The organism is Aureibaculum flavum (assembly GCF_016406085.1).
Lineage (GTDB): Bacteria > Bacteroidota > Bacteroidia > Flavobacteriales > Flavobacteriaceae > Aureibaculum > Aureibaculum flavum.
Genome location: NZ_JAEHFJ010000005.1, coordinates 358898 through 379583, shown reverse-complemented (window position 1 = coordinate 379583; position 20686 = coordinate 358898). Strand labels below are relative to the sequence as shown.

General features: G+C 32.4%; 31 protein-coding genes. 1 reads left to right on the top strand and 30 read right to left on the bottom strand.

All coding sequences use genetic code 11. The features are described from left to right. Nucleotides 1-89 precede the first annotated feature (89 nt). The 3 genes from JBL43_RS12570 to ligA all read right to left on the bottom strand — a co-directional run bounded on the left by JBL43_RS12570 (nucleotide 90) and on the right by ligA (nucleotide 3453). Nucleotides 90-617: a DUF4890 domain-containing protein gene (locus JBL43_RS12570; protein WP_198841756.1), complete on the bottom strand. Its 528-nt coding sequence runs from the start codon at nucleotides 615-617 to the stop codon at nucleotides 90-92. 161 nt (nucleotides 618-778) lie between these two features. Continuing rightward, nucleotides 779-1456 (bottom strand): lysoplasmalogenase, encoded by a 678-nt coding sequence (locus JBL43_RS12565; protein ID WP_198841755.1) that lies wholly within the window; start codon nucleotides 1454-1456, stop codon nucleotides 779-781. Continuing rightward, on the bottom strand, nucleotides 1456-3453 hold the full coding sequence (gene ligA, locus JBL43_RS12560; protein ID WP_198841754.1) for an NAD-dependent DNA ligase LigA: 1998 nt from the start codon (nucleotides 3451-3453) through the stop codon (nucleotides 1456-1458). The genes JBL43_RS12565 and ligA overlap by 1 nt, the downstream gene beginning before the upstream one ends. Nucleotides 3454-3707: 254 nt before the next feature. On the opposite strand from ligA, the gene JBL43_RS12555 reads away from it, so the two are divergent. Further along, the gene (locus JBL43_RS12555; RefSeq protein ID WP_198841753.1) at nucleotides 3708-4643 is read left to right on the top strand and encodes a TerC family protein; all 936 of its coding nucleotides are present in this window, start codon (nucleotides 3708-3710) and stop codon (nucleotides 4641-4643) included. Nucleotides 4644-4648: 5 nt separating this feature from the next. On the opposite strand, the gene JBL43_RS12550 is transcribed toward JBL43_RS12555, so the two are convergent. The 27 genes from JBL43_RS12550 to rplV form a co-directional block, all read right to left on the bottom strand. Continuing rightward, complete coding sequence (locus JBL43_RS12550; RefSeq protein WP_198841752.1) at nucleotides 4649-5563, bottom strand: dimethylarginine dimethylaminohydrolase family protein; 915 nt, start codon at nucleotides 5561-5563, stop codon at nucleotides 4649-4651. A 66-nt stretch (nucleotides 5564-5629) separates the two neighbouring features. Further along, nucleotides 5630-6916, bottom strand: coding sequence for a citrate synthase (locus JBL43_RS12545; RefSeq protein ID WP_198841751.1), 1287 nt, complete (start codon nucleotides 6914-6916; stop codon nucleotides 5630-5632). Between the two features lie 150 nt (nucleotides 6917-7066). Then, nucleotides 7067-8359, bottom strand: a complete 1293-nt coding sequence (gene eno / locus JBL43_RS12540) for a phosphopyruvate hydratase (protein WP_138950901.1) — start codon at nucleotides 8357-8359, stop codon at nucleotides 7067-7069. Between the two features lie 177 nt (nucleotides 8360-8536). Next, nucleotides 8537-9640, bottom strand: coding sequence for a glutamine-hydrolyzing carbamoyl-phosphate synthase small subunit (carA, locus tag JBL43_RS12535; protein WP_198841750.1), 1104 nt, complete (start codon nucleotides 9638-9640; stop codon nucleotides 8537-8539). A gap of 89 nt (nucleotides 9641-9729) precedes the next feature. Further along, the gene (rplQ, locus tag JBL43_RS12530; RefSeq protein WP_117879371.1) at nucleotides 9730-10221 is read right to left on the bottom strand and encodes a 50S ribosomal protein L17; all 492 of its coding nucleotides are present in this window, start codon (nucleotides 10219-10221) and stop codon (nucleotides 9730-9732) included. A 12-nt stretch (nucleotides 10222-10233) separates the two neighbouring features. Continuing rightward, nucleotides 10234-11226: a DNA-directed RNA polymerase subunit alpha gene (locus JBL43_RS12525; protein ID WP_117879372.1), complete on the bottom strand. Its 993-nt coding sequence runs from the start codon at nucleotides 11224-11226 to the stop codon at nucleotides 10234-10236. A 21-nt stretch (nucleotides 11227-11247) separates the two neighbouring features. Then, nucleotides 11248-11853: a 30S ribosomal protein S4 gene (rpsD, locus tag JBL43_RS12520; RefSeq protein WP_117879373.1), complete on the bottom strand. Its 606-nt coding sequence runs from the start codon at nucleotides 11851-11853 to the stop codon at nucleotides 11248-11250. A gap of 143 nt (nucleotides 11854-11996) precedes the next feature. Further along, nucleotides 11997-12392 carry a 30S ribosomal protein S11 gene (gene rpsK / locus JBL43_RS12515; RefSeq protein ID WP_138950904.1) on the bottom strand — a complete coding sequence of 132 codons (396 nt, stop codon included), beginning with the start codon at nucleotides 12390-12392 and terminating at the stop codon, nucleotides 11997-11999. Between the two features lie 69 nt (nucleotides 12393-12461). Further along, on the bottom strand, nucleotides 12462-12836 hold the full coding sequence (gene rpsM, locus JBL43_RS12510; protein WP_117879375.1) for a 30S ribosomal protein S13: 375 nt from the start codon (nucleotides 12834-12836) through the stop codon (nucleotides 12462-12464). A 2-nt stretch (nucleotides 12837-12838) separates the two neighbouring features. After that, entirely contained in the window at nucleotides 12839-12955 is a 117-nt protein-coding gene (gene ykgO / locus JBL43_RS12505) for a type B 50S ribosomal protein L36 (RefSeq protein ID WP_013305171.1), read from the bottom strand. 10 nt (nucleotides 12956-12965) lie between these two features. Then, on the bottom strand, nucleotides 12966-13181 hold the full coding sequence (infA, locus tag JBL43_RS12500; RefSeq protein ID WP_117879376.1) for a translation initiation factor IF-1: 216 nt from the start codon (nucleotides 13179-13181) through the stop codon (nucleotides 12966-12968). Between the two features lies 1 nt (nucleotide 13182). After that, nucleotides 13183-14520: a preprotein translocase subunit SecY gene (gene secY, locus JBL43_RS12495; RefSeq protein ID WP_198841749.1), complete on the bottom strand. Its 1338-nt coding sequence runs from the start codon at nucleotides 14518-14520 to the stop codon at nucleotides 13183-13185. A 7-nt stretch (nucleotides 14521-14527) separates the two neighbouring features. Next, nucleotides 14528-14980: a 50S ribosomal protein L15 gene (rplO, locus tag JBL43_RS12490; protein WP_117879378.1), complete on the bottom strand. Its 453-nt coding sequence runs from the start codon at nucleotides 14978-14980 to the stop codon at nucleotides 14528-14530. Between the two features lie 9 nt (nucleotides 14981-14989). Beyond that, on the bottom strand, nucleotides 14990-15172 hold the full coding sequence (gene rpmD, locus JBL43_RS12485) for a 50S ribosomal protein L30 (RefSeq protein ID WP_117879379.1): 183 nt from the start codon (nucleotides 15170-15172) through the stop codon (nucleotides 14990-14992). Between the two features lie 12 nt (nucleotides 15173-15184). Then, nucleotides 15185-15709, bottom strand: coding sequence for a 30S ribosomal protein S5 (gene rpsE, locus JBL43_RS12480; protein ID WP_117879380.1), 525 nt, complete (start codon nucleotides 15707-15709; stop codon nucleotides 15185-15187). A 9-nt stretch (nucleotides 15710-15718) separates the two neighbouring features. Further along, the gene (rplR, locus tag JBL43_RS12475; protein WP_138950906.1) at nucleotides 15719-16072 is read right to left on the bottom strand and encodes a 50S ribosomal protein L18; all 354 of its coding nucleotides are present in this window, start codon (nucleotides 16070-16072) and stop codon (nucleotides 15719-15721) included. 12 nt (nucleotides 16073-16084) lie between these two features. Beyond that, entirely contained in the window at nucleotides 16085-16627 is a 543-nt protein-coding gene (gene rplF / locus JBL43_RS12470; protein WP_198841748.1) for a 50S ribosomal protein L6, read from the bottom strand. A 13-nt stretch (nucleotides 16628-16640) separates the two neighbouring features. After that, nucleotides 16641-17039 carry a 30S ribosomal protein S8 gene (gene rpsH / locus JBL43_RS12465; RefSeq protein ID WP_117879383.1) on the bottom strand — a complete coding sequence of 133 codons (399 nt, stop codon included), beginning with the start codon at nucleotides 17037-17039 and terminating at the stop codon, nucleotides 16641-16643. A 62-nt stretch (nucleotides 17040-17101) separates the two neighbouring features. Beyond that, nucleotides 17102-17371 (bottom strand): 30S ribosomal protein S14, encoded by a 270-nt coding sequence (rpsN, locus tag JBL43_RS12460; protein ID WP_138950908.1) that lies wholly within the window; start codon nucleotides 17369-17371, stop codon nucleotides 17102-17104. A gap of 3 nt (nucleotides 17372-17374) precedes the next feature. Next, entirely contained in the window at nucleotides 17375-17926 is a 552-nt protein-coding gene (gene rplE / locus JBL43_RS12455) for a 50S ribosomal protein L5 (protein ID WP_117879385.1), read from the bottom strand. Nucleotides 17927-17928: 2 nt separating this feature from the next. After that, a complete protein-coding gene (gene rplX, locus JBL43_RS12450) occupies nucleotides 17929-18237 on the bottom strand; it encodes a 50S ribosomal protein L24 (RefSeq protein WP_117879386.1) in 309 nt (102 codons plus the stop codon). An 11-nt stretch (nucleotides 18238-18248) separates the two neighbouring features. Then, complete coding sequence (gene rplN, locus JBL43_RS12445) at nucleotides 18249-18617, bottom strand: 50S ribosomal protein L14 (RefSeq protein WP_117879387.1); 369 nt, start codon at nucleotides 18615-18617, stop codon at nucleotides 18249-18251. Nucleotides 18618-18619: 2 nt separating this feature from the next. Beyond that, nucleotides 18620-18877, bottom strand: coding sequence for a 30S ribosomal protein S17 (rpsQ, locus tag JBL43_RS12440; protein ID WP_117879388.1), 258 nt, complete (start codon nucleotides 18875-18877; stop codon nucleotides 18620-18622). Between the two features lie 19 nt (nucleotides 18878-18896). Then, nucleotides 18897-19088: a 50S ribosomal protein L29 gene (gene rpmC / locus JBL43_RS12435; protein WP_198841747.1), complete on the bottom strand. Its 192-nt coding sequence runs from the start codon at nucleotides 19086-19088 to the stop codon at nucleotides 18897-18899. A gap of 10 nt (nucleotides 19089-19098) precedes the next feature. Further along, on the bottom strand, nucleotides 19099-19533 hold the full coding sequence (gene rplP / locus JBL43_RS12430) for a 50S ribosomal protein L16 (RefSeq protein ID WP_198841746.1): 435 nt from the start codon (nucleotides 19531-19533) through the stop codon (nucleotides 19099-19101). Nucleotides 19534-19552: 19 nt separating this feature from the next. Further along, nucleotides 19553-20269, bottom strand: a complete 717-nt coding sequence (gene rpsC, locus JBL43_RS12425; RefSeq protein WP_117879391.1) for a 30S ribosomal protein S3 — start codon at nucleotides 20267-20269, stop codon at nucleotides 19553-19555. A gap of 5 nt (nucleotides 20270-20274) precedes the next feature. Next, nucleotides 20275-20685: a 50S ribosomal protein L22 gene (gene rplV, locus JBL43_RS12420; RefSeq protein ID WP_117879392.1), complete on the bottom strand. Its 411-nt coding sequence runs from the start codon at nucleotides 20683-20685 to the stop codon at nucleotides 20275-20277. Between the last annotated feature and the right edge of the window lies 1 nt (nucleotide 20686).

Here is a 20686-nt window from a genome sequence, read left to right as displayed (position 1 = left end):
AGTAAAATAACTTTTTACAATAAAAAAATCGTCATAAATACTTTCGTATCAGTAACGATTTTCCAAAACTAAATCTAAATTATTAATTATTAATTATTATTTAATCTGTTATTTCCTCTATTACCTTTAGAGTTTTGCTTCTTCATGTTACGCTTTCCTTGTTTTTTCATTTTATCTCCTCTGCGTTTGGTTGTAGTTTTATAGGTTTCATATTGGTCTTCATTTAAAATCTTTTTCATAGATTCTTGACGAGCCAATTGTGCATCTAATCTTGCTTTTTGTTTGTCATATGAATTTCTGTTCGCTGGTTTTTCTCCTTTTTCACGTAAGGCTTGCATCTCTTTTCTTCTTGCATCACGCACAATAGCTTGTTCTTTGTTTAAATCATAAACCTTTTTTTGCTGAGCATCTGTAAGGTCTAAATTTAATGCCATTTTTTTTGTTTGTAATTCTGCCATTTGATCAGGTGTCATCGCTGATTTATTAAAGCCTCTTTTATTGTTTTGAGCAAAAGCACCTACAGTTAATAAGGCCATAAAACCTCCAATTACTAAATTTCTTCTCATCGGTTTACTATTTCCTATAAGGGATTTATTTTTTGTTTCTAAATTTTTCATGATATTTATTTTAATGTTATACTGCTTTGACTGTAACTATTAAAAATAGTTTAATTAAAAGTTTGATTTTAACAGGAGATTAACATTCCAAAAAATTAGTGACGCTATTAGAAAATTACTGTTTAATAGCTTTCAGAAACCTTAATAGCTTGATAAACAAACTATTTGTTTGTTTTTGCATGGGTAAGTACAGCTCTTAAAATTAAATATTGAGCCGCTAAATAGGTGAGCATAATAATGATAGGGAACAAATTATTGGTAGTATAAAACTTATTTATTGCCAACACAGAATCGGAAATAATAAAAAGACAAGCACCCATAAACATATATTTTGAAGCGACACTTTTTCTATTTAAGTAAAATAATAAGGAAACGATGCCCATCACAGAAATGGTAATACCATAAACCACCACAGGCACAAACAATTCATTTAAACTATTTTTCAATAAATTGATGAGTGCAAAAAACACTAATAAAAAGGGTATGGTTGCAATGAGTATTGTTTTTAAACTAGAGGTATTAATCCAACCTAATACTATTTTAATGTAAATGATATGTGCTATTAAAAAGGAAATTAAACCTAACATAAAATAAAGTTCGCCTTCAAATAACAATAATACATCACCAAAAAAGGAAAACACTAAAGCACCGACATACCAGCCATTAACTTGCTGCATTGACACTACATAGAGTGTCAAAAGCGTTAGCATTAACATGGGTTTAAAAACACTACGCAGTAGTTCTATATTGAAAACAACACCTACCATATCACAAAGTGAAACCATTACAAAAAGAGTTGTAATAATAGTAACCTTATTAATATTTTTGGTTGTAGCCATTATATCATCGCTATATAATCATCTTCTGAAATAATAGGAATACCTAAATCTTCCGCTTTGGTACGTTTACTGGGCCCCATATTATCACCTGCAATAATATAATTGGTCTTTTTAGATATGGAGCTTGATACTTTACCACCATTATCTTCAATTGATTTTTTAAGTTCGTTTCTACTCATTTTTGTAAAAACACCTGATACTACAAAAATCTTACCTTGCAATTCATCTGTCTGATTTTCCAACGCCTTGGCGGAAAGCTCCATTTGCACGCCATAGCTTTTTAATCTATTTACCAAGTCAATATTAAGAGGGTTGTCTGAAAAATCAATGATACTTTGGGCTATACGGTCTCCTATTTCATCAACGGCTATTAATTCTTCAAAACTTGCATTGAGTAAACTATCAATGTTCTTAAAATATTTAGCCAATTTTTTAGCAACTGTTTCACCAACAAATCGAATTCCCAAAGCAAATAAAACACGTTCAAATGGAATTTCTTTTGATTTTTCAATTCCTTTAATCATATTTTCGGCAGATTTTTCAGCCATTCTTTCTAACGGAATAATTTGTTCCGTTTTTAACTCATACAAGTCGGCATAATTTGTAATTAAGTTCTCCTTAGCTAACAAGGCAACCGTTTCACCTCCCAAGCCTTCAATATCCATGGCTTTTCTACTGATAAAATGTTGAATTCTACCTGCAATCTGCGTCGGACAACCATATTCATTAGGGCAATAATGTTTAGCATCTCCTTCAGTTCTTACCAACGCTGTATTGCATTCCGGACAATGTGTAGCATAAACCGTAGGTTGAGAATCTGCGGGTCTTTTTGTTAAATCTACCCCTACTACTTTAGGTATAATTTCACCGCCTTTTTCTACAAATACAGTATCATTAATACGAATATCTAGTTTTTCTATTTGGTCAGCATTATGCAACGATGCACGTTTTACAATGGTACCAGCTAACTCAACCGGTTCTAAATTAGCAACTGGTGTTATGGCTCCAGTTCTACCCACTTGATAAGAAATACTATTTAAAACGGTGCTTTTTTGCTCTGCTTTAAATTTATAAGCTATTGCCCAACGTGGAGCTTTGGCTGTATACCCTAATTCATCTTGTTGATGTAACGAGTTTACTTTTATTACCACACCATCAGTTTCATAAGGTAAATTGAATCGTTCAGTATCCCAAAAATTAATATAGTCTAATATTTCGTCTATGGACTTTGCTACTTTTATAGTATCAGGAATTTTAAATCCCGCTTTTTTAGCATTTTCTAAGGCTTCATAATGGGTTTTAAAAGGTAGTCGTTCTGCCACCACATGATATAGTAAGCAATCTAATGGTCGTTTAGCCACCTCTGCACTATCTTGCAATTTTAAACTACCACTTGCCGTATTTCTTGGATTCATATAAGGATCATCTCCTGCCTCTACCCTAGCTTCATTCATTTTAGCAAACCCTTCGAGCGGTAAAATAATTTCACCTCTAATTTCAAAATCGGCAACAAAATTACTTTTTAATTGCAACGGAATTGAGCGTATGGTTTTAATATTGGCAGTAACATTATCTCCTTGAAATCCATCACCTCTCGTTACGGCTTTTATCAATTGACCATTCTCATAGGTTAAATTGATAGAGGCACCATCATATTTAAGCTCACAAGTATATGCAACCGCTTCGGTTCCTAATATTTTTTGAACGCGTTTTTCCCAATCCAATAAATCTTCTTTAGAATAACTATTACTCAACGAATACATTCTATTTTTATGGGTAATCGTTTCAAAATTCTTCGTAATTTCTCCACCAACACGTTGTGTAGGTGAACTGGCATCAAAAAACTCAGGGTGCTTTGTCTCCAACTCTTGTAATTCTTTGAGCTTCATATCAAAATCATAATCGGAAATGGTGGCATTATCTAACACATAATAGTTATAATTATGTTCACGTAATACTTCTCGGAGTTGATTGATTTGTTCTTGTATTGATGCCATTTTCTTGGTAAATTTTAAAAGTTAAAAATAAGGAATTTATATAGGTTTAGGCTAAATAATCATTTGACTTTCTTTGTAAAAGATTCAAACCTTATAATCACGGAAGTAAATCATAATTAATGCTCTAAATTTCAGTAATGAAAGATTAATAAACAAAAGAAATGTTTAAAATGAAACAAAATATTTTCTCTTCCCGTTAATTTTGAATCTGTAAATAATATATTTTTACATTCATTTAATACATTAATATATATATGGTTGTTTGGGGTCTTTTTATTTTAGCAATTTTAATTTTCTTAGCATTAGATTTAGGTGTTTTTAATAAAAATCCGCATGTTATTAGTATTAAAGAAGCTTCGGCATGGACAGCAGTTTGGGTGACGCTTTCCTTTCTTTTTTCGGGTGTTATTTATTGGCTATATGGTTCGGGCACTATTAATAACCCAGATCAATTAACGGCTACTGATGCTACTATCAAATATATTACGGGCTATTTAATAGAACTTTCATTAAGTATTGATAATATTTTTGTGATTGCCGTTATTTTCACCTCCTTTAACATTCCATTAAAATACCAACATCGCGTTCTATTTTGGGGTATTTTAGGTGCAATCATTTTTAGAGCTTTAATGATTTTCTTTGGTGTAGTGCTTATTAATAAATTCAGTTTTACTACTTATGTTTTTGGAGCTTTTTTACTATTTACGGCCTTTAAAATGCTAACACAAAAAGAAGAAACGTATAATCCTAAAAAGTCTTTTGTATATAGAACGCTTAGAAAAGTAATGCCAATAACCACTCAAATGGATGGGCAAAAGTTTTTTATGCAGTTAAGACATATAAAAGCGGCAACACCACTGTTTATAACGTTGGTTGTAATTGAGTTTACAGATATATTATTCGCCCTAGATTCTGTGCCTGCCATCTTAGCCATTACTTCAGATCCATTTTTGGTATTTAGCTCTAATATCTTTGCTATTTTGGGGCTACGGTCTATGTATTTCTTTCTTTCAAATATGCTTAATAAATTTGAATATCTTAAATACAGTTTGGTCGCTATTTTAACCTTTGTAGGTGTAAAATTAATTTTAGCACATCACTTTAAATTTCCAGAATGGGTTTCGCTAACCTTTATAGGCATGTCCTTGCTGATAGGTATTTTAGTTTCACTAAGAAAATCAGAAGATTAAATATTTTAGTCGCGTATCAATGGCATTGTAGAACAACGCAACAATCCTTCTTGTTTGGCAATTTCGGCATACGGCACTTCTTCAACCGTAAAACCGTGTTGACGCAACCATGTATTTAAGCGTGTAAAATTACGTTCAGAAACGACCACTTTTTCAGAAATAGAAAATATATTACTATTCATATTATACATTTCTTCTTTTGAAATTTCATAAGTATTTTCAGCTCCAAAATAATTGACCAACCAATTGTACTCTTCTTCAATTAAGAATCCATTTTTATGGAGTATCGCTTTGTCTTTACCAATAGGTTGAAAACAACAATCTAAATGCAAGGCATTATCTTTAGCATCTGTATTAGATTTACGCAGCTCAAATGATTTTACCTTTTTGTTAGGAAACAATTCTTGTAAAGCTTCAACGGCATAACTATTAGTACGTGCAGTAATTAAATCAGCGTAATCATCACCCGTATAAACACCTACAAAAATGTACTCATTCCATGGCATTACATCACCGCCTTCTACATGTACCTTTTCTGGTAATTTAATTACGTTTATAGGATCTATTTGAGCTATAACATAATCTATAGCCTCGATTTCTCGATCTCGGTCAGGCAGTATATTTGATTTTATAAATTTATCTTCAATGACAAAGGCAATATCTCTAGTAAAAATCTGATTGTAATTCTCTATTGATTTTGGTCTAAAAACATGCACATCATATTTTTTAAAAACCGCATCTAAGGCTTCCATTTCAAGTATCATATCTTCTTGCTTCGGATAGGTACCTGCCAGAATATGCTCAATTGACTTAGGGTCATACGCTTCTTCAACAGAAGGTGCTGAACCATTACTGTTTGCAATACCTAAGATTACTGCTCGTAGTCTTGAAGTTTCGTTTTGTATATTTAGTTTAAGCATATAAAAAATGTCATTTTCCCCAAAAATATGGAAAAAATGACATTATAGATATTTTAAAATTGATAATTATCGTTTTTCTACTGGTATAAAAGGTCTTAAGGTTTCACCAATATATATTTGACGTGGTCTACCAATAGGTTCTTTGTTTAAACGCATTTCTCTCCATTGAGCAATCCATCCTGGTAAACGACCTAAAGCAAACATTACCGTAAACATTTCTGTTGGAATACCTAACGCTCTATAAATGATACCTGAATAGAAATCAACATTTGGATATAGTTTTCTTTCTACGAAATAAGGATCTTCCAAAGCTTCTTTTTCTAAGCCTTTAGCGATTTCTAAAATTGGATCTTCAATTCCTAAATCTGCTAAAACTTCATCAGCTGCTTTTTTAATAATTTTAGCTCGAGGATCAAAGTTTTTATAAACACGATGACCGAAGCCCATTAATCTAAAAGGATCGTTTTTATCTTTAGCTTTGGCCATGAATTTTTTAGTATCACCACCATCAGCTTTTATAGCTTCTAACATTTCTATAACCGCTTGGTTTGCACCACCATGTAATGGTCCCCAAAGAGCTGAAATACCTGATGCCAATGACACGAATAAACCTGCATGAGAAGAACCTGCAATACGCACAGTACTTGTTGAACAATTTTGCTCATGGTCTGCATGTAAAATTAATAGCTTATCTAAGGCTTCTACTACAATAGGATTTAAAGTATACTCTTCATTAGGTTGTCTAAACATCATTTGTAAGACATTCTCTACATACCCTAACGATGTGCTTCCATAATTTAGAGGTAACCCCATTTTTTTACGCATGGTCCAAGCCACCAATACTGGAAACTTACCTAAAATCTTAACTATCGATTTGTACATCGCCTCTTCAGACCGAACATCTACTGACGTTGGATTAAAAGCGGTTAATGCACTTGTTAATGAACACAATACGCCCATTGGGTGTGCCGATTTTGGAAAAGCATCTAATATTTTCTTAACATCCTCATCTACAATAGATTGATGTTGAATATCATAATGAAATTTATCCAACTCTTTTTCAGTTGGTAATTCTCCAAATATTAGTAAATAGACAACTTCTAAAAAGTGTGCCTTTTCAGCTAGTTCTTCAATACCGTAGCCTCTATAATGTAAAATTCCTTTTTCACCATCTAAAAATGTAATAGCACTCTCACACGACCCCGTGTTTTTAAACCCTGGATCTAACGTTATAACTCCGTCTGTACTAGTTCTTAGCGAGCTTATATCAATTCCTAATTCATCTTCAGTACCTTTTACGACCGGAAATTCATACGACTTTCCATTTATTGCTAAAGTTGCTTTTTCTGACATGTATTTTGCTTAAATTTTATTAAATATAGTATAACGCTAATTTACAAAAATTACTATAATAATTTTAAGAAAAAAATTGAATTTAATATTCCGCATAAAAAAAAGCGATTATCTAAGATAATCGCTTTTTATATTCACTTATAATTAAAATTATTTAACCTTAAATGCTTTTTCTTGAGGATAATAAGCTACATCTCCTAATTCTTCCTCTATACGTAATAATTGATTGTACTTAGCCATACGATCTGAACGAGAAGCAGAACCAGTTTTAATTTGACCACAATTTAACGCTACCGCTAAATCAGCAATAGTATTATCTTCTGTTTCACCTGATCTGTGACTCATTACCGTTGTATATCCAGCATCTTTTGCCATATTTACAGCAGCAATAGTTTCTGTAAGAGAACCAATTTGATTTACTTTAATTAAAATTGAATTCGCAATGCCATTCTCAATACCTTTTGCTAAACGCTCTACATTTGTAACAAATAAATCATCACCAACTAATTGAACTTTATCTCCAATTAATTCAGTAAGATATTTAGTTCCATCCCAGTCATTTTCATCCATTCCATCTTCAATAGAGATAATTGGATATTTAGCAGCCAATTCAGCTAGATATTCTGCTTGTTCTTTAGAAGTTCTTATTACACCTTTATCACCTTCAAATTTTGTGTAATCGTATTTACCATCAACAAAAAATTCTGCAGATGCACAATCTAAAGCAATCATAATTTCGTCACCTAATTTGTAACCTGCATTAGAAACAGCTTTTGCAATAGTATCTAAAGCATCTTCTGTACCTCCAGCTAAGTTTGGTGCAAAACCACCTTCATCACCCACAGCTGTACTTAAACCTCTATCGTGTAATACTTTCTTTAAGTTATGGAAAATCTCTGTTCCCATTTGCAAAGCATGCGTAAAGTTTTTGGCCTTTACTGGCATAATCATAAACTCTTGAAAAGCAATAGGAGCATCTGAATGCGAACCACCGTTGATGATATTCATCATTGGTACTGGTAACGTTTTTGCAGAAACACCTCCTACATAACGATAAAGAGGCATACCTAATTCATTAGCAGCAGCTTTAGCAACAGCTAAAGAAACACCTAAAATAGCATTTGCTCCTAACTTAGATTTATTGGGTGTACCATCTAACTCAATCATTAATTTGTCAATCAACGCTTGTTCAAAAACAGAAGTTCCAATTAATTCTTCAGCAATTATATCATTAACATTAGCAACGGCTTTTAAAACACCTTTACCCATATAAGCTTTACCACCATCGCGTAATTCAACAGCTTCATGTTCTCCTGTTGATGCTCCAGATGGTACTGCAGCTCTACCTAATATACCACTATCTGTAATTACATCAACTTCTACAGTTGGATTACCTCTTGAATCAAAAATTTGACGTGCGTGAATGTTAATTATAATGCTCATGACTTTACTATTTTTTGTTATTATTTAATGTTTTAAACTCTCTTAAATTGTTATTGTAAATTTACGCAATTACTACCGTTTTTACCTTAAAAATAAACCTTATATACGACAACGTTTTCGATAAAAATTAGGTCAATTCAGCTTGCAGAAGATTCCTTTTACATTTACAAAATTGTATTAATTACTTTCAATCATTTCAAAGAATTGATCAAAAAGATATACCGAGTCATTTGGTCCCGGACTCGCCTCTGGATGGTATTGTACAGAAAAACACTTTTTATTTTTGATCCGAATACCTGCTACGGTATGATCATTTAAATGCATGTGTGTTATTTCTACATTTTCATTCTTTTCAGTTTCTTCTTTGTTAATTGCAAATCCGTGATTCTGAGATGTTATTTCACCTTTTCCAGAAATTAGATTTTTTACAGGATGATTAATTCCTCTATGACCGTGGTGCATTTTATACGTGCTAATTCCATTTGCCAAAGCAATTACTTGATGCCCTAGACAAATTCCAAATAGCGGTAAATTCTTTTCAATAATTTCTTTAGCAACTTTCTGAGCTTCTAATAATGGTTCTGGATCTCCAGGACCGTTAGACAAAAAGTATCCATCTGGATTAAAACTACTCATTTCCTCAAAAGTTGAGTTATAAGGGAAAACTTTTATATACGCATCTCTATTGGCTAAATTTCTAAGAATATTCTTTTTTATACCAATGTCCAATGCCGAAATTTTATATTTAGCATTCTCATCACCCACATAATAAGGTTTGTCTGTTGACACTTGAGATGCCAATTCTAACCCATCCATATTAGGAACTTCTGCCAATTGCTTTTTTAATTTTTCAATATCATCTATCTCCGTTGAAATAATCGCATTCATCGCTCCATTTTCTCTAATATAAGTTACTAGAGCTCTCGTATCCACATCAGAAATTGCAATCAAATTGTGTTTTTCAAACCAATCTTTTAAAGAACCATCAGCATCAGGGCGTGAATAATCAAAACTAAAGTTTCTACAAATTAATCCAGAAATTTTTATTCCATCTGATTCAACTTCAGCTTCCTTGACACCATAGTTACCAATATGTGCATTGGTAGCTACCATTAATTGTCCAAAATATGAGGGATCTGTAAAAATTTCTTGATATCCGGTCATTCCTGTATTAAAACAAATCTCTCCTGTTGATGAACCTTCTATGCCTATTGATTTCCCTTCAAAAATAGTTCCATCAGCTAATAAAACGATTGCCTTTTTTCTAGTTTGATATTTCATTTAGCGTATATGATTTTTACAAAAATAATATAAAAAAAAGGATAAACTAAATTAGCTTATCCTTTTTATATTTAATGTTTATTAACATTCTATTCTTCCTCTTCTGAATTAGAAGCTTTTTTATCAGCAACTGGAACTGGAGGTACAGCTGTAGTAGCTTTACTACCACCTCTTCTACTTCTTCTAGTATTTTTCTTCTTATTGCTATTAGGATTGTAAGTAGTATTGTAATCTACTAATTCTACCATAGCCATATCAGCATTATCACCTAATCGGTTACCCAATTTGATAATTCTAACATAACCTCCTGGTCTGTCTGCTACTTTAGTAGCAACTTCTCTAAACAATTCAGTTACTGCCTCTTTTTGTCTCAAATAAGCAAAAACTATTCTTCTATTGTGAGTAGTATCAGCTTTTGATTTTGTGATTAAAGGTTCAACAAATTGTCTTACCGCTTTCGCTTTAGCAACCGTTGTATTTATACGTTTATGCTCTATTAATGAACATGCCATATTAGCTAACATGGCTTTTCTATGAGCAGTTTTTCTACTTAAATGATTAAATTTCTTTCCGTGTCTCATCTCTTACTATCCTTATTCTTTGTCTAACTTATATTTACTTAAATCCATTCCAAAAGTTAACCCTTTGACATTCACTAACTCATCTAATTCAGTTAATGATTTTTTACCAAAGTTTCTAAACTTCATTAAGTCGTTTTTATTGAATGATACTAAATCACCTAAAGTATCAACTTCAGCAGCTTTTAAACAATTTAATGCTCTTACTGAAAGATCCATATCAATCAACCTCGTTTTTAACAACTGTCTCATGTGAAGTGATTCTTCATCATAAGTTTCAGTTTGTGCAATTTCATCAGCCTCTAAAGTAATACGCTCATCAGAGAATAACATAAAGTGGTGAATCAATATTTTTGCAGCTTCAGTTAATGCATCTTTAGGGTTTATTGAACCGTCAGTTACAATATCAAAGATTAATTTTTCATAATCTGTCTTTTGCTCCACACGAAAGTTCTCTACTGCATATTTTACATTTTTTATTGGTGTAAAAATTGCATCAGTAAATATAGTACCTAAAGCAGCGTTTGCTTTTTTATTCTCTTCAGATAAAACAAATCCTCTACCTTTTTCTATTGTAAATTCTAAATCAAGTTTAACTGATTTTTCCATTTTACAAATAACTAAATCAGGATTCAATACTTGAAAACCTGAAATAAAGTTTTGAAAATCACCAGCAGTTAACTGATCTTTACCAGTTACTGTTACCGTTACTGTTTCGTTTTCAGTTTCTTCAATTTGTTGCTTAAAACGTACTTGTTTTAAGTTCAAAATCATTTCAGTAACATCTTCTACAACACCTTTTACTGTAGAAAATTCATGCTCAACACCTTCAATTCTTAAAGATGTAATTGCGTATCCTTCTAATGAAGATAATAAAACTCTACGTAGTGCATTACCAACTGTTAAACCATAACCTGGTTCTAAAGGTCTGAATTCAAATCTACCTTCAAAATCAGTAGATTCGATCATTATTACTTTATCGGGTTTTTGAAAATTTAATATTGCCATAAGTTCAAATACTATCTTTAATTATTTAGAGTATAATTCTACAATAAATTGTTCATTAATATTTTCTGGAATTTGAATTCTTTCTGGTACAGTTACAAAAGTACCTTGCATTGTATCACTATTCCAGTTTAACCACTCAAATACTGCACTATTATTAGCTAATGAATTTTCAATAGCCACTAAAGATTTAGATTTTTCTCTAACTCCGATAACATCACCTGCTTTTAAAGAATAAGAAGGAATATTAACTAATTCACCATTAACAGTGATATGTCTGTGAGAAACTAATTGACGAGCTCCACTACGAGAAGGAGAAATACCCATTCTGAAAACAACGTTATCTAAACGAGATTCACATAATTGAATTAAAATCTCACCCGTAATACCTCTACTTCTAGATGCTTTTTCGAATAAATTTCTAAACTGACGTTCTAAAATTCCGTAAGTGTATTTTGCTTTCTGCTTTTCCATTAACTGGACAGCGTACTCAGATTTTTTACCACGACGACGGTTGTTACCGTGTTGTCCTGGAGGATAATTTCTTTTTTCGAATGATTTATCATCTCCGAAGATTGCCTCGCCAAATTTACGAGCTATTTTAGTTTTGGGTCCTGTATATCTTGCCATTTCTTTTTGTTTTATAAAAGGGATTATGAATTAAGGCTTATCCTTCGATAATCTATATTTCCTTCTAATTGATTAAAATTTATATTAACAGTTACTAAATTATATTCAGTATTTTTTATTGGAGTTGTTGAAATTAATTCAACTTATACTCTACGTCTTTTAGGAGGACGACATCCGTTGTGAGGTAATGGAGTAACATCAATTATTTCAGTTACTTCGATACCAGCATTATGTATGGTTCTAATAGCAGATTCTCTACCATTACCTGGACCTTTTACATATACTTTCACTTTTCTCAATCCTGCTTCATGTGCAACTTTAGCACAATCTTCAGCTGCAGTTTGAGCAGCATAAGGTGTATTCTTTTTAGAACCTCTAAACCCTTGCTTACCTGCAGAAGACCAAGAAATAACATCTCCTTTTTTATTCGTTAAAGAAATTATGATATTATTGAATGTCGCTTGAATGTGAGCTTCACCAATAGCATCAACGATAACTTTACGTTTTTTTGAACTCGCTTTTGAACTTGTTTTTGCCATAATTAATAGTCATTAGTAGATTGTACAAAGTAAGTTAAAAAGATAACTACTTGCACAAACCCTTATAAATTATTTAGTTGCTTTCTTTTTGTTAGCAACAGTTTTTCTTTTACCTTTTCTAGTTCTAGAATTATTCTTAGTTCTTTGACCTCTTAATGGTAAACCTGATCTATGACGAATACCTCTATAACATCCAATATCCATTAAACGCTTAATGTTCATTTGAGTTTCAGAACGCAATTCACCTTCTATAGTGTAAGTACCAACTTGTTCTCTAATTCTACTGATTTCATCATCAGTCCAATCTTGAACTTTCGTGTTTTCATCTACCTTCGCATTGGCTAAAACTTCTTTTGCTCTATTTCTGCCAACACCATAGATGTAAGTTAATGAAATAACTCCTCTTTTGTTTTTTGGTATATCTATACCCGCTATTCTTGCCATAATTATCCTTGTCTTTGTTTAAATCTAGGATTCTTTTTATTGATTACATATAATCTACCTTTTCTGCGAACTATTTTGCAGTCGGCACTTCTCTTTTTTACTGATGCTCTTACCTTCATCGTTATATTTTTAGTATCTGTAAGTTATTCGAGCCTTAGTTAAATCATAAGGACTCATTTCTAATTTTACTTTATCTCCAGGTAGTAATTTAATGTAGTGCATACGCATTTTACCTGAAATGTGTGCGGTTACAATATGACCATTTTCTAGCTCAACGCGAAACATTGCATTTGACAATGCTTCAATTATTGTTCCGTCTTGCTCTATTGCTTGTTGTTTTGCCATATTATACTACTGATTTTCTATTAGTTCCTGTTTTCATTAAACCATCATAATGACGATTTAATAAATGTGAATTTATTTGTTGTATTGTATCTATAGCAACACCCACCATAATTAATAATGATGTACCTCCATAAAATATAGCCCAACCCGGTTGCACACCTGCTTTTACAATAAAAGCGGGTAGTATAGCCAACAGAGCTAAAAATATTGAACCTGGAAATGTTATTCTTGATAAAATAGTATCTAAGTAGTCAGCCGTTTCTTTACCTGGTCTTATTCCTGGTAAAAAGCCTCCACTCCTTTTCAAATCATCAGCCATTTTATTGGTGGGAATTGTAATTGCTGTATAAAAATAACTGAAAATTATAATTAAAATCGCAAACACTACATTATACCAAAAACCAAACATATCTTGAAAAGCAATACCCATAGATTTCAAGGTATTATTTTCTGCACTTGATAATAATTGAGGCACAAACATTAAAGCTTGAGCAAAAATTATCGGCATAACACCAGATGAATTTAATTTCAATGGAATATATTGTCTTGCTCCAGCAGCATCTTCAACATTACCTGCAACTGTACGCCTAGCATACTGAACAGCTATTCTTCGAACCGCGGTGACTAAGAAAACACATGCTAAAATAGCTACTAACCAAAGTATTACTTCAATTAAAACCATTAATAATCCTCCATTAGATTGTGTAACCCTAGAAGTAAATTCTTGCATAAATGTTGATGGTAATCGTGCGATAATACCAATCATAATTAATAATGAAATACCATTACCAATACCTTTATCAGTAATTCTTTCACCCAACCACATTGCAAACACAGTACCCGTAGTTAATAAAAGAATAGATGAAAACCAGAATAACGGCCCTCTACCTAATAAAAATGCTGTTTCAGGAATACCTAAACTTGGTAAACTTGCAATATAAGCCGGAGCTTGTAATAGTAAAATACCAATGGTTAACCAACGTGTTATTTGATTGATCTTTTTACGACCACTTTCACCTTCCTTCTGTAATTTTTGTAAATAAGGTACTGCTATACCCATCAACTGAACCACAATAGATGCAGAAATATAAGGCATAATACCTAATGCCATTACTGAAGCTTGAGCAAATGCTCCACCAGTAAAGGCATTTAACAATCCTAATAAATTATTATCACTAGTCTTATTAGCAAGATTTGTTAATTGAGTTCCATCAATACCTGGCAATGTTACTTGAGCAGCTAAACGATAAACAACCATTAATCCAAGTGTTAAGATAATCTTGTTTCTTAACTCTTCAATTCTCCAAATATCTTGTATGGTACTTATAAATTTTTTCATTTATTTCTTATAATGTTACTGCTTTTCCACCTACTTTTTCAATAGCTTCTTTTGCTGTTGCAGTAAATTTATGTACAGTAATATCTAATTTCGCTTTTAATTCTCCTCTACCTAAAATTTTAACCAAGTCATTTTTACCAACAACTCCATTATTAACTAGAATTTCAAAAGTAACTGTATCTTTAATGCTACCATTATCTACCATAGTTTGTAAGGTATCTAAATTTATAGCTGCGTATTCTTTTCGGTTAATGTTAGTGAACCCAAATTTAGGTAAACGACGTTGAATTGGCATTTGACCACCTTCAAAACCTATTTTCTTAGAATATCCAGAACGAGACTTAGCACCGTTATGACCTCTTGTAGCTGTACCACCTTTACCAGATCCTTGACCTCTACCTATTCTTTTCGCTTTACTTTTAACTGCACCTTTGGCAGGTCTTAAGTTGTTTAATTCCATATCGTTATCTTATTTAACTTCCTCTACAGAAACTAAGTGTTTAACTTTATTTACCATACCTAGAATAGTTGGTGAAGCATCATGCTCAACAACCTGATTCAATTTACGTAAACCCAATGACTCTAAAGTTCTTTTTTGATCTTGAGGACGTCTGATTTGACTACGTACTTGTTTTACTTTAATTTTTTTCATCTCCTCTTAGTTTTATCCGTTAAAAACTTTGTTTAAAGAAATTCCTCTTTCTTTAGCAATAGTATTTGCATCACGCATTTGCAATAAAGCATCAAAAGTTGCTTTTACCACGTTATGAGGATTTGAAGAACCTTGTGATTTCGATAATACATCATGTACACCAACAGACTCTAATACCATACGTACAGCACCACCAGCAATTACACCAGTACCATGAGTAGCAGGTTTTAAAAATACTTTTGCACCAGCATACTTACCTTTTTGTTCATGAGGTATAGTATGTTTTATGATTGGTATTCTTATTAAATTTTTCTTAGCGTCTTCAATAGCTTTTGCAATAGCAGAGGCAACATCCTTAGATTTTCCAAGACCATGACCTACAACACCATTTTCATTACCAACAACAACAATTGCTGAAAAACCAAATGTTCTACCACCTTTTGTTACTTTAGTAACCCTTTGTACTCCAACCAAATGATCTTTTAAATCTAATCCACTTGGTTTTACGTGTTCAACGTTTCCGTATTTTTGATACATAAATCTTAATTAAAATTTTAATCCTGCTTCTCTTGCTCCATCCGCAAGAGCCTTTACTCTACCGTGGTATAAATAACCATTTCTATCAAAAGCAACACCTTCTATTCCAGATTTTGTCGCTTTTTCAGCCAATGCTTTACCTACTGCAGCAGCTACTTCAATTTTTGTGCCTTTGGCAGCAATTCCTTTATCTCTTGATGATACTGCAACTAATGTGTTACCCGTAATATCATCTATTAATTGAGCATCAATTTCTTTATTACTTCTAAATACTGAAAGCCTTGGCTTTTCATTTGTACCTGAAACAATTTTTCTAATTCTTTGCTTAATTCTTTGTCTTCTCTGAAGCTTTGATAATGCCATAATATCTATTTATTATGCAGATTTACCTGCTTTTCTTCTTAATTCTTCTCCTACAAATTTAATTCCTTTTCCTTTGTAAGGCTCTGGTTTACGATAAGAACGAATCTTAGCAGCTACCTGTCCTACTAACTGTTTGTCAAAAGAACTTAATTTTACAATTGGATTTTTACCTTTTTCTGATACTGTTTCCACTTTAACTTCTGGAGCCAAATTTAAAACAATATTATGTGAAAACCCTAAAGCCAAATCTAATCTTTGTCCTTGATGACTAGCTCTATAACCAACACCAACTAATTCTAACTCCTTTGACCAACCTTTAGAAACTCCTTCAATCATATTAAACATAAGAGCTCGGTACAAACCATGCTTTGCCTTATCTTCTTTACTATCTGAAGGACGTGTTACTAAAATATTTCCGTCTTCAACTTTAATAGTTACATTAGAAAATTCTTGCTTTAACTCGCCTAATTTTCCTTTAACGGTAACTACATTATCTTTAACATCTATAGTAACTCCTTCTGGAATCGCCACTGGATTATTTCCTATTCTTGACATCTCTTATTCTTTATTAGTAAACGTAACATAAAACTTCTCCACCAACATTTTCCAATTTGGCCTGTTTGTTAGTCATCACACCTTTAGAGGTTGACACTATCGCAATACCAAGACCGTTTAAAACTCTTGGTAAATCAGAAGTATTTACATATTTACGTAAACCTGGTTTACTAATTCTTTCAATTTTCTTAATTACAGGTTGTTTTGAAACACTATCATATTTCAAAGCAATCTTAATAGAATCTTGAACTTTATTTTCTTCAAACTTATAACTTAAGATATAACCTTGATCAAATAAAATCTTAGTCATTTCCTTCTTTAAGTTAGAAGCTGGTATTTCAACAACTCTTAGTCCTGCATTCGCTGCATTTCTAATTCTTGTTAAATAATCTGCAATAGGATCTGTATACATATATATTTAATTACGGTTTTGGTTTTTAACCTTTAGATTAAACCTGAAACCAATTTATAATTTTACCAACTCGCTTTTCTAACACCAGGTATTAAACCTTGGTTAGCCATTTCACGAAATGTTACACGAGAAATTCCGAAGGTTCTCATATACCCTTTAGGTCTTCCTGTTAATTTACAACGATTGTGTAATCGAACAGGAGAAGCGTTTTTAGGTAACTTTTGTAATCCTTCAAAATCGCCAGCTTCTTTCAAAGCTTTACGTCTCTCAGCATATTTAGCTACTGTTTTTCTTCTTTTTACCTCACGGGCTTTCATTGATTCTTTAGCCATGTCTTAATTTTTTTTAAATGGTAAACCTAATTCGTTTAACAATGATTTTGCTTCTTTATCAGTATCGGCAGAAGTTACAAAAGTAATATCCATACCACTAATTTTATTCACCTTATCAATATCAATTTCAGGAAAAATAATTTGTTCAATTATTCCTAAATTGTAATTACCTCTTCCGTCAAAACCTGTAGATTTTATACCTCTAAAATCTCTTACACGTGGTAATGATGCAGTTACTAATCTATCTAAAAATTCGTACATTCTTTGTCCTCGTAACGTAACTTTAACACCAATTGGCATTCCTTTACGTAATTTAAACGATGCAACATCTTTTTTAGACATTGTTGCTATTGCTTTTTGACCAGATATTTTGGTTACTTCGTCAAGAGCATAATCAATTAACTTTTTATCAGCTACTGCAGCACCTACACCTTTACTAATTACAATTTTTTGTAATTTAGGAACTTGCATAATATTTTTATAGCCGAACTCTTCGGTTAAAGCAGCCTTAATTCTGCTATTATATTCTTCTTTAAGTCTAGGTACGTATGCCATAACTAAATAATTTCTTTTGATTTTTTAGAGAATCTTACTTTTTTGTCGCCCTCAATTTTATATCCCACTCTAGTGGTATTGCCATTTTCTACTAACATAATGTTAGATATTTGGATAGGAGCTTCAAATTTTGAAATTCCGCCTTGAGGATTTTGAGCACTTGGTTTCGTATGTTTAGATACCATATTAACACCCTCTACAACTGCTTTGTTCTTATCTTTAAGAATTTTAACAATTTTTCCTTCTTTACCTTTATCTTCTCCTGTTGTTACTCTAACAGTATCGCCTGTTTTTAGTTTGATCTTTATCATCATCTATAATTTTAAAGCACTTCAGGTGCAAGTGATACAATTTTCATGAATTGTTTTTCACGAAGTTCTCTAGCCACTGGTCCAAAAACACGAGTACCTCTCATCTCCTCAGTTGGTGTTAATAATACACATGCATTATCATCAAATCTTATATAAGAACCATCTTTACGACGTACTTCTTTTTTTGTTCGTACCACAACTGCTCTAGAAACTTGTCCTTTCTTTACTGTGCCGTTAGGTGTAGCATGTTTTACCGACACTACAATTTTATCGCCAACAGAAGCGTAACGCCTTTTTGTTCCGCCTAAAACTCTTATTACCAACACTTCTTTTGCACCGGTATTGTCAGCTACTTTTAATCTTGATTCTTGTTGTAACATAATTATTTAGCTCTTTCTAAGATTTCTACTAATCTCCAACGCTTGGTTTTACTTAAAGGTCTAGTTTCCATGATCTTTACAGTATCACCCTCATTGCAGTCGTTTTTTTCGTCATGTGCAACATATTTCTTCGTCTTGATAACGAACTTTCCGTACATAGGGTGTTTTGCTTTTGAAACTTCATTAACAACAATAGATTTCTCCATTTTGTTACTTGAAACAACTCCTATTCTTTCTTTTCTAAGATTTCTTTTTTCCATCTTGTAAATATGAATACAATTACTGTACTTCTCTTTTAGTTAATTCTGTGGCTAATCTTGCAACTGTCTTTCTTAAATCTCTCAGTTGAATTGGGTTCTCAAGTGGAGAAATAGCATGTGCCATTTTAAGATCTGAATAGTTCTTTTTTACTCCTGCCAATTTTTCCTGTATATCTGCTACAGCTAATTCTTTAATTTCTGATTGTTTCATCTCTTATCTTTTAGGCCTCGTTTTCGTCGTAATCCCTTGCAATTATAAACTTTGTTCTTACAGGTAATTTCTGTGCTGCTAATCTTAGTGCTTCTTTAGCAACTTCGATTGATACACCTCCGATTTCAAATAAAATTCTACCTGGTTTTACCACAGCTACAAAATATTCTGGAGCACCTTTACCTTTACCCATACGAACCTCTAAAGGTTTCTTTGTAATAGGTTTGTCTGGAAATATTTTAATCCAAATACTTCCTTGTCTTTTCATATAACGCGTTGCTGCAATACGAGCTGCCTCAATCTGACGTGATGTAAGTAGATCTTGATCTAAAGATTTTATACCGAACATACCGTTTGAAAGTCTATGACCCCTTTGGGCATTCCCTTTCATGTTCCCTTTAGCCTTCTGTACTTTACGATATTTCGTTCTTTTTGGTTGTAACATTTCTTAAAACTTTAAAAAATTATTTTCTTCTTTGAGGCTTTCTTCCTCCACCTTTTTGACCACCTTTACCTTGTTTCTTAGACAAGCCTACTAAAGGAGACAATTCTCTCTTACCATATACTTCACCTTTCATAATCCATACTTTAACACCTATTCTTCCATAAGTAGTATGAGATTCTACTAAAGCATAATCAATGTCAGCTCTAAATGTAGAAAGAGGAATTCTTCCTTCTTTATAAGACTCAGAACGTGCCATTTCAGCTCCATTTAAACGACCTGAAATTTGTACCTTAATACCTTCAGCATTCATTCGAATTGTAGCTGCTATAGCCATTTTTATAGCTCTTCTATAAGATATTCTATTTTCAATTTGACGTGCAATACTAGTTGCTACTAAAAAAGCATCTAATTCAGGACGTTTAATTTCAAAAATATTTATCTGTACTTCTTTACCAGTAATCTTTTTAAGTTCTTCTTTTAACTTATCAACTTCTTGACCACCTTTTCCAATAATAATTCCAGGACGAGCCGTAGTAATTGTTATCGTTATCAATTTAAGTGTACGTTCTATAATAACTCTAGCAACACTTGCTTTAGCTAATCTAGTGTGTACGTACTCTCTAATTTTATAATCTTCTGCAAGCTTATCGCCGTAGTCATTTCCACCATACCAGTTAGATTCCCATCCTCTGATAATTCCTAAACGATTTCCTATTGGATTAGTTTTTTGTCCCATACTATTTACGAATTGCTTGTATTATTTTTTTCTCCTAATATCATAGTAACATGATTAGAACGTTTTCTTATTCTATGTGCACGCCCTTGTGGAGCCGGTCTTAATCTCTTTAACATTGCTGCACTATCAACATAAATTTCTTTTACAAATAATCCAGCATCCTCGATATTTGCATCTTCATTTTTTGCTTGCCAGTTTGCTATTGCAGACAAAGTCAACTTCTCTAAATCGCGTGAAGCTGCCTTTGGACTGAATTTCAAAAGAGCTAATGCCTTTTCTACTTCAACACCTCTAATCTGATCAGCAACCAATCGCATTTTTCTTGGCGAAGTTGGACAACCATTTAACTTTGCAAAAAATTTAGTTTTGCGATCTTCTTTAAGCTGCTGTGCTCTTAATTTTTTTCGAACTCCCATT

Bases quoted from the DNA above. Each gene is read 5' to 3' on its own strand.
- JBL43_RS12570 (WP_198841756.1), bottom strand. From the start codon at position 617: ATGAAAAATTTAGAAACAAAAAATAAATCCCTTATAGGAAATAGTAAA.
- JBL43_RS12565 (WP_198841755.1), bottom strand. From the start codon at position 1,456: ATGGCTACAACCAAAAATATTAATAAGGTTACTATTATTACAACTCTT.
- ligA (WP_198841754.1), bottom strand. From the start codon at position 3,453: ATGGCATCAATACAAGAACAAATCAATCAACTCCGAGAAGTATTACGT.
- JBL43_RS12555 (WP_198841753.1), top strand. From the start codon at position 3,708: ATGGTTGTTTGGGGTCTTTTTATTTTAGCAATTTTAATTTTCTTAGCA.
- JBL43_RS12550 (WP_198841752.1), bottom strand. From the start codon at position 5,563: ATGCTTAAACTAAATATACAAAACGAAACTTCAAGACTACGAGCAGTA.
- JBL43_RS12545 (WP_198841751.1), bottom strand. From the start codon at position 6,916: ATGTCAGAAAAAGCAACTTTAGCAATAAATGGAAAGTCGTATGAATTT.
- eno (WP_138950901.1), bottom strand. From the start codon at position 8,359: ATGAGCATTATAATTAACATTCACGCACGTCAAATTTTTGATTCAAGA.
- carA (WP_198841750.1), bottom strand. From the start codon at position 9,640: ATGAAATATCAAACTAGAAAAAAGGCAATCGTTTTATTAGCTGATGGA.
- rplQ (WP_117879371.1), bottom strand. From the start codon at position 10,221: ATGAGACACGGAAAGAAATTTAATCATTTAAGTAGAAAAACTGCTCAT.
- JBL43_RS12525 (WP_117879372.1), bottom strand. From the start codon at position 11,226: ATGGCAATATTAAATTTTCAAAAACCCGATAAAGTAATAATGATCGAA.
- rpsD (WP_117879373.1), bottom strand. From the start codon at position 11,853: ATGGCAAGATATACAGGACCCAAAACTAAAATAGCTCGTAAATTTGGC.
- rpsK (WP_138950904.1), bottom strand. From the start codon at position 12,392: ATGGCAAAAACAAGTTCAAAAGCGAGTTCAAAAAAACGTAAAGTTATC.
- rpsM (WP_117879375.1), bottom strand. From the start codon at position 12,836: ATGGCAAGAATAGCGGGTATAGATATACCAAAAAACAAAAGAGGAGTT.
- ykgO (WP_013305171.1), bottom strand. From the start codon at position 12,955: ATGAAGGTAAGAGCATCAGTAAAAAAGAGAAGTGCCGACTGCAAAATA.
- infA (WP_117879376.1), bottom strand. From the start codon at position 13,181: ATGGCAAAACAACAAGCAATAGAGCAAGACGGAACAATAATTGAAGCA.
- secY (WP_198841749.1), bottom strand. From the start codon at position 14,520: ATGAAAAAATTTATAAGTACCATACAAGATATTTGGAGAATTGAAGAG.
- rplO (WP_117879378.1), bottom strand. From the start codon at position 14,980: ATGGAATTAAACAACTTAAGACCTGCCAAAGGTGCAGTTAAAAGTAAA.
- rpmD (WP_117879379.1), bottom strand. From the start codon at position 15,172: ATGAAAAAAATTAAAGTAAAACAAGTACGTAGTCAAATCAGACGTCCT.
- rpsE (WP_117879380.1), bottom strand. From the start codon at position 15,709: ATGTATCAAAAATACGGAAACGTTGAACACGTAAAACCAAGTGGATTA.
- rplR (WP_138950906.1), bottom strand. From the start codon at position 16,072: ATGGCATTATCAAAGCTTCAGAGAAGACAAAGAATTAAGCAAAGAATT.
- rplF (WP_198841748.1), bottom strand. From the start codon at position 16,627: ATGTCAAGAATAGGAAATAATCCAGTGGCGATTCCAGAAGGAGTTACT.
- rpsH (WP_117879383.1), bottom strand. From the start codon at position 17,039: ATGTATACAGATCCTATTGCAGATTATTTAACAAGAATTAGAAATGCA.
- rpsN (WP_138950908.1), bottom strand. From the start codon at position 17,371: ATGGCTAAAGAATCAATGAAAGCCCGTGAGGTAAAAAGAAGAAAAACA.
- rplE (WP_117879385.1), bottom strand. From the start codon at position 17,926: ATGGCATACGTACCTAGACTTAAAGAAGAATATAATAGCAGAATTAAG.
- rplX (WP_117879386.1), bottom strand. From the start codon at position 18,237: ATGATAAAGATCAAACTAAAAACAGGCGATACTGTTAGAGTAACAACA.
- rplN (WP_117879387.1), bottom strand. From the start codon at position 18,617: ATGTTACAACAAGAATCAAGATTAAAAGTAGCTGACAATACCGGTGCA.
- rpsQ (WP_117879388.1), bottom strand. From the start codon at position 18,877: ATGGAAAAAAGAAATCTTAGAAAAGAAAGAATAGGAGTTGTTTCAAGT.
- rpmC (WP_198841747.1), bottom strand. From the start codon at position 19,088: ATGAAACAATCAGAAATTAAAGAATTAGCTGTAGCAGATATACAGGAA.
- rplP (WP_198841746.1), bottom strand. From the start codon at position 19,533: ATGTTACAACCAAAAAGAACGAAATATCGTAAAGTACAGAAGGCTAAA.
- rpsC (WP_117879391.1), bottom strand. From the start codon at position 20,269: ATGGGACAAAAAACTAATCCAATAGGAAATCGTTTAGGAATTATCAGA.
- rplV (WP_117879392.1), bottom strand. From the start codon at position 20,685: ATGGGAGTTCGAAAAAAATTAAGAGCACAGCAGCTTAAAGAAGATCGC.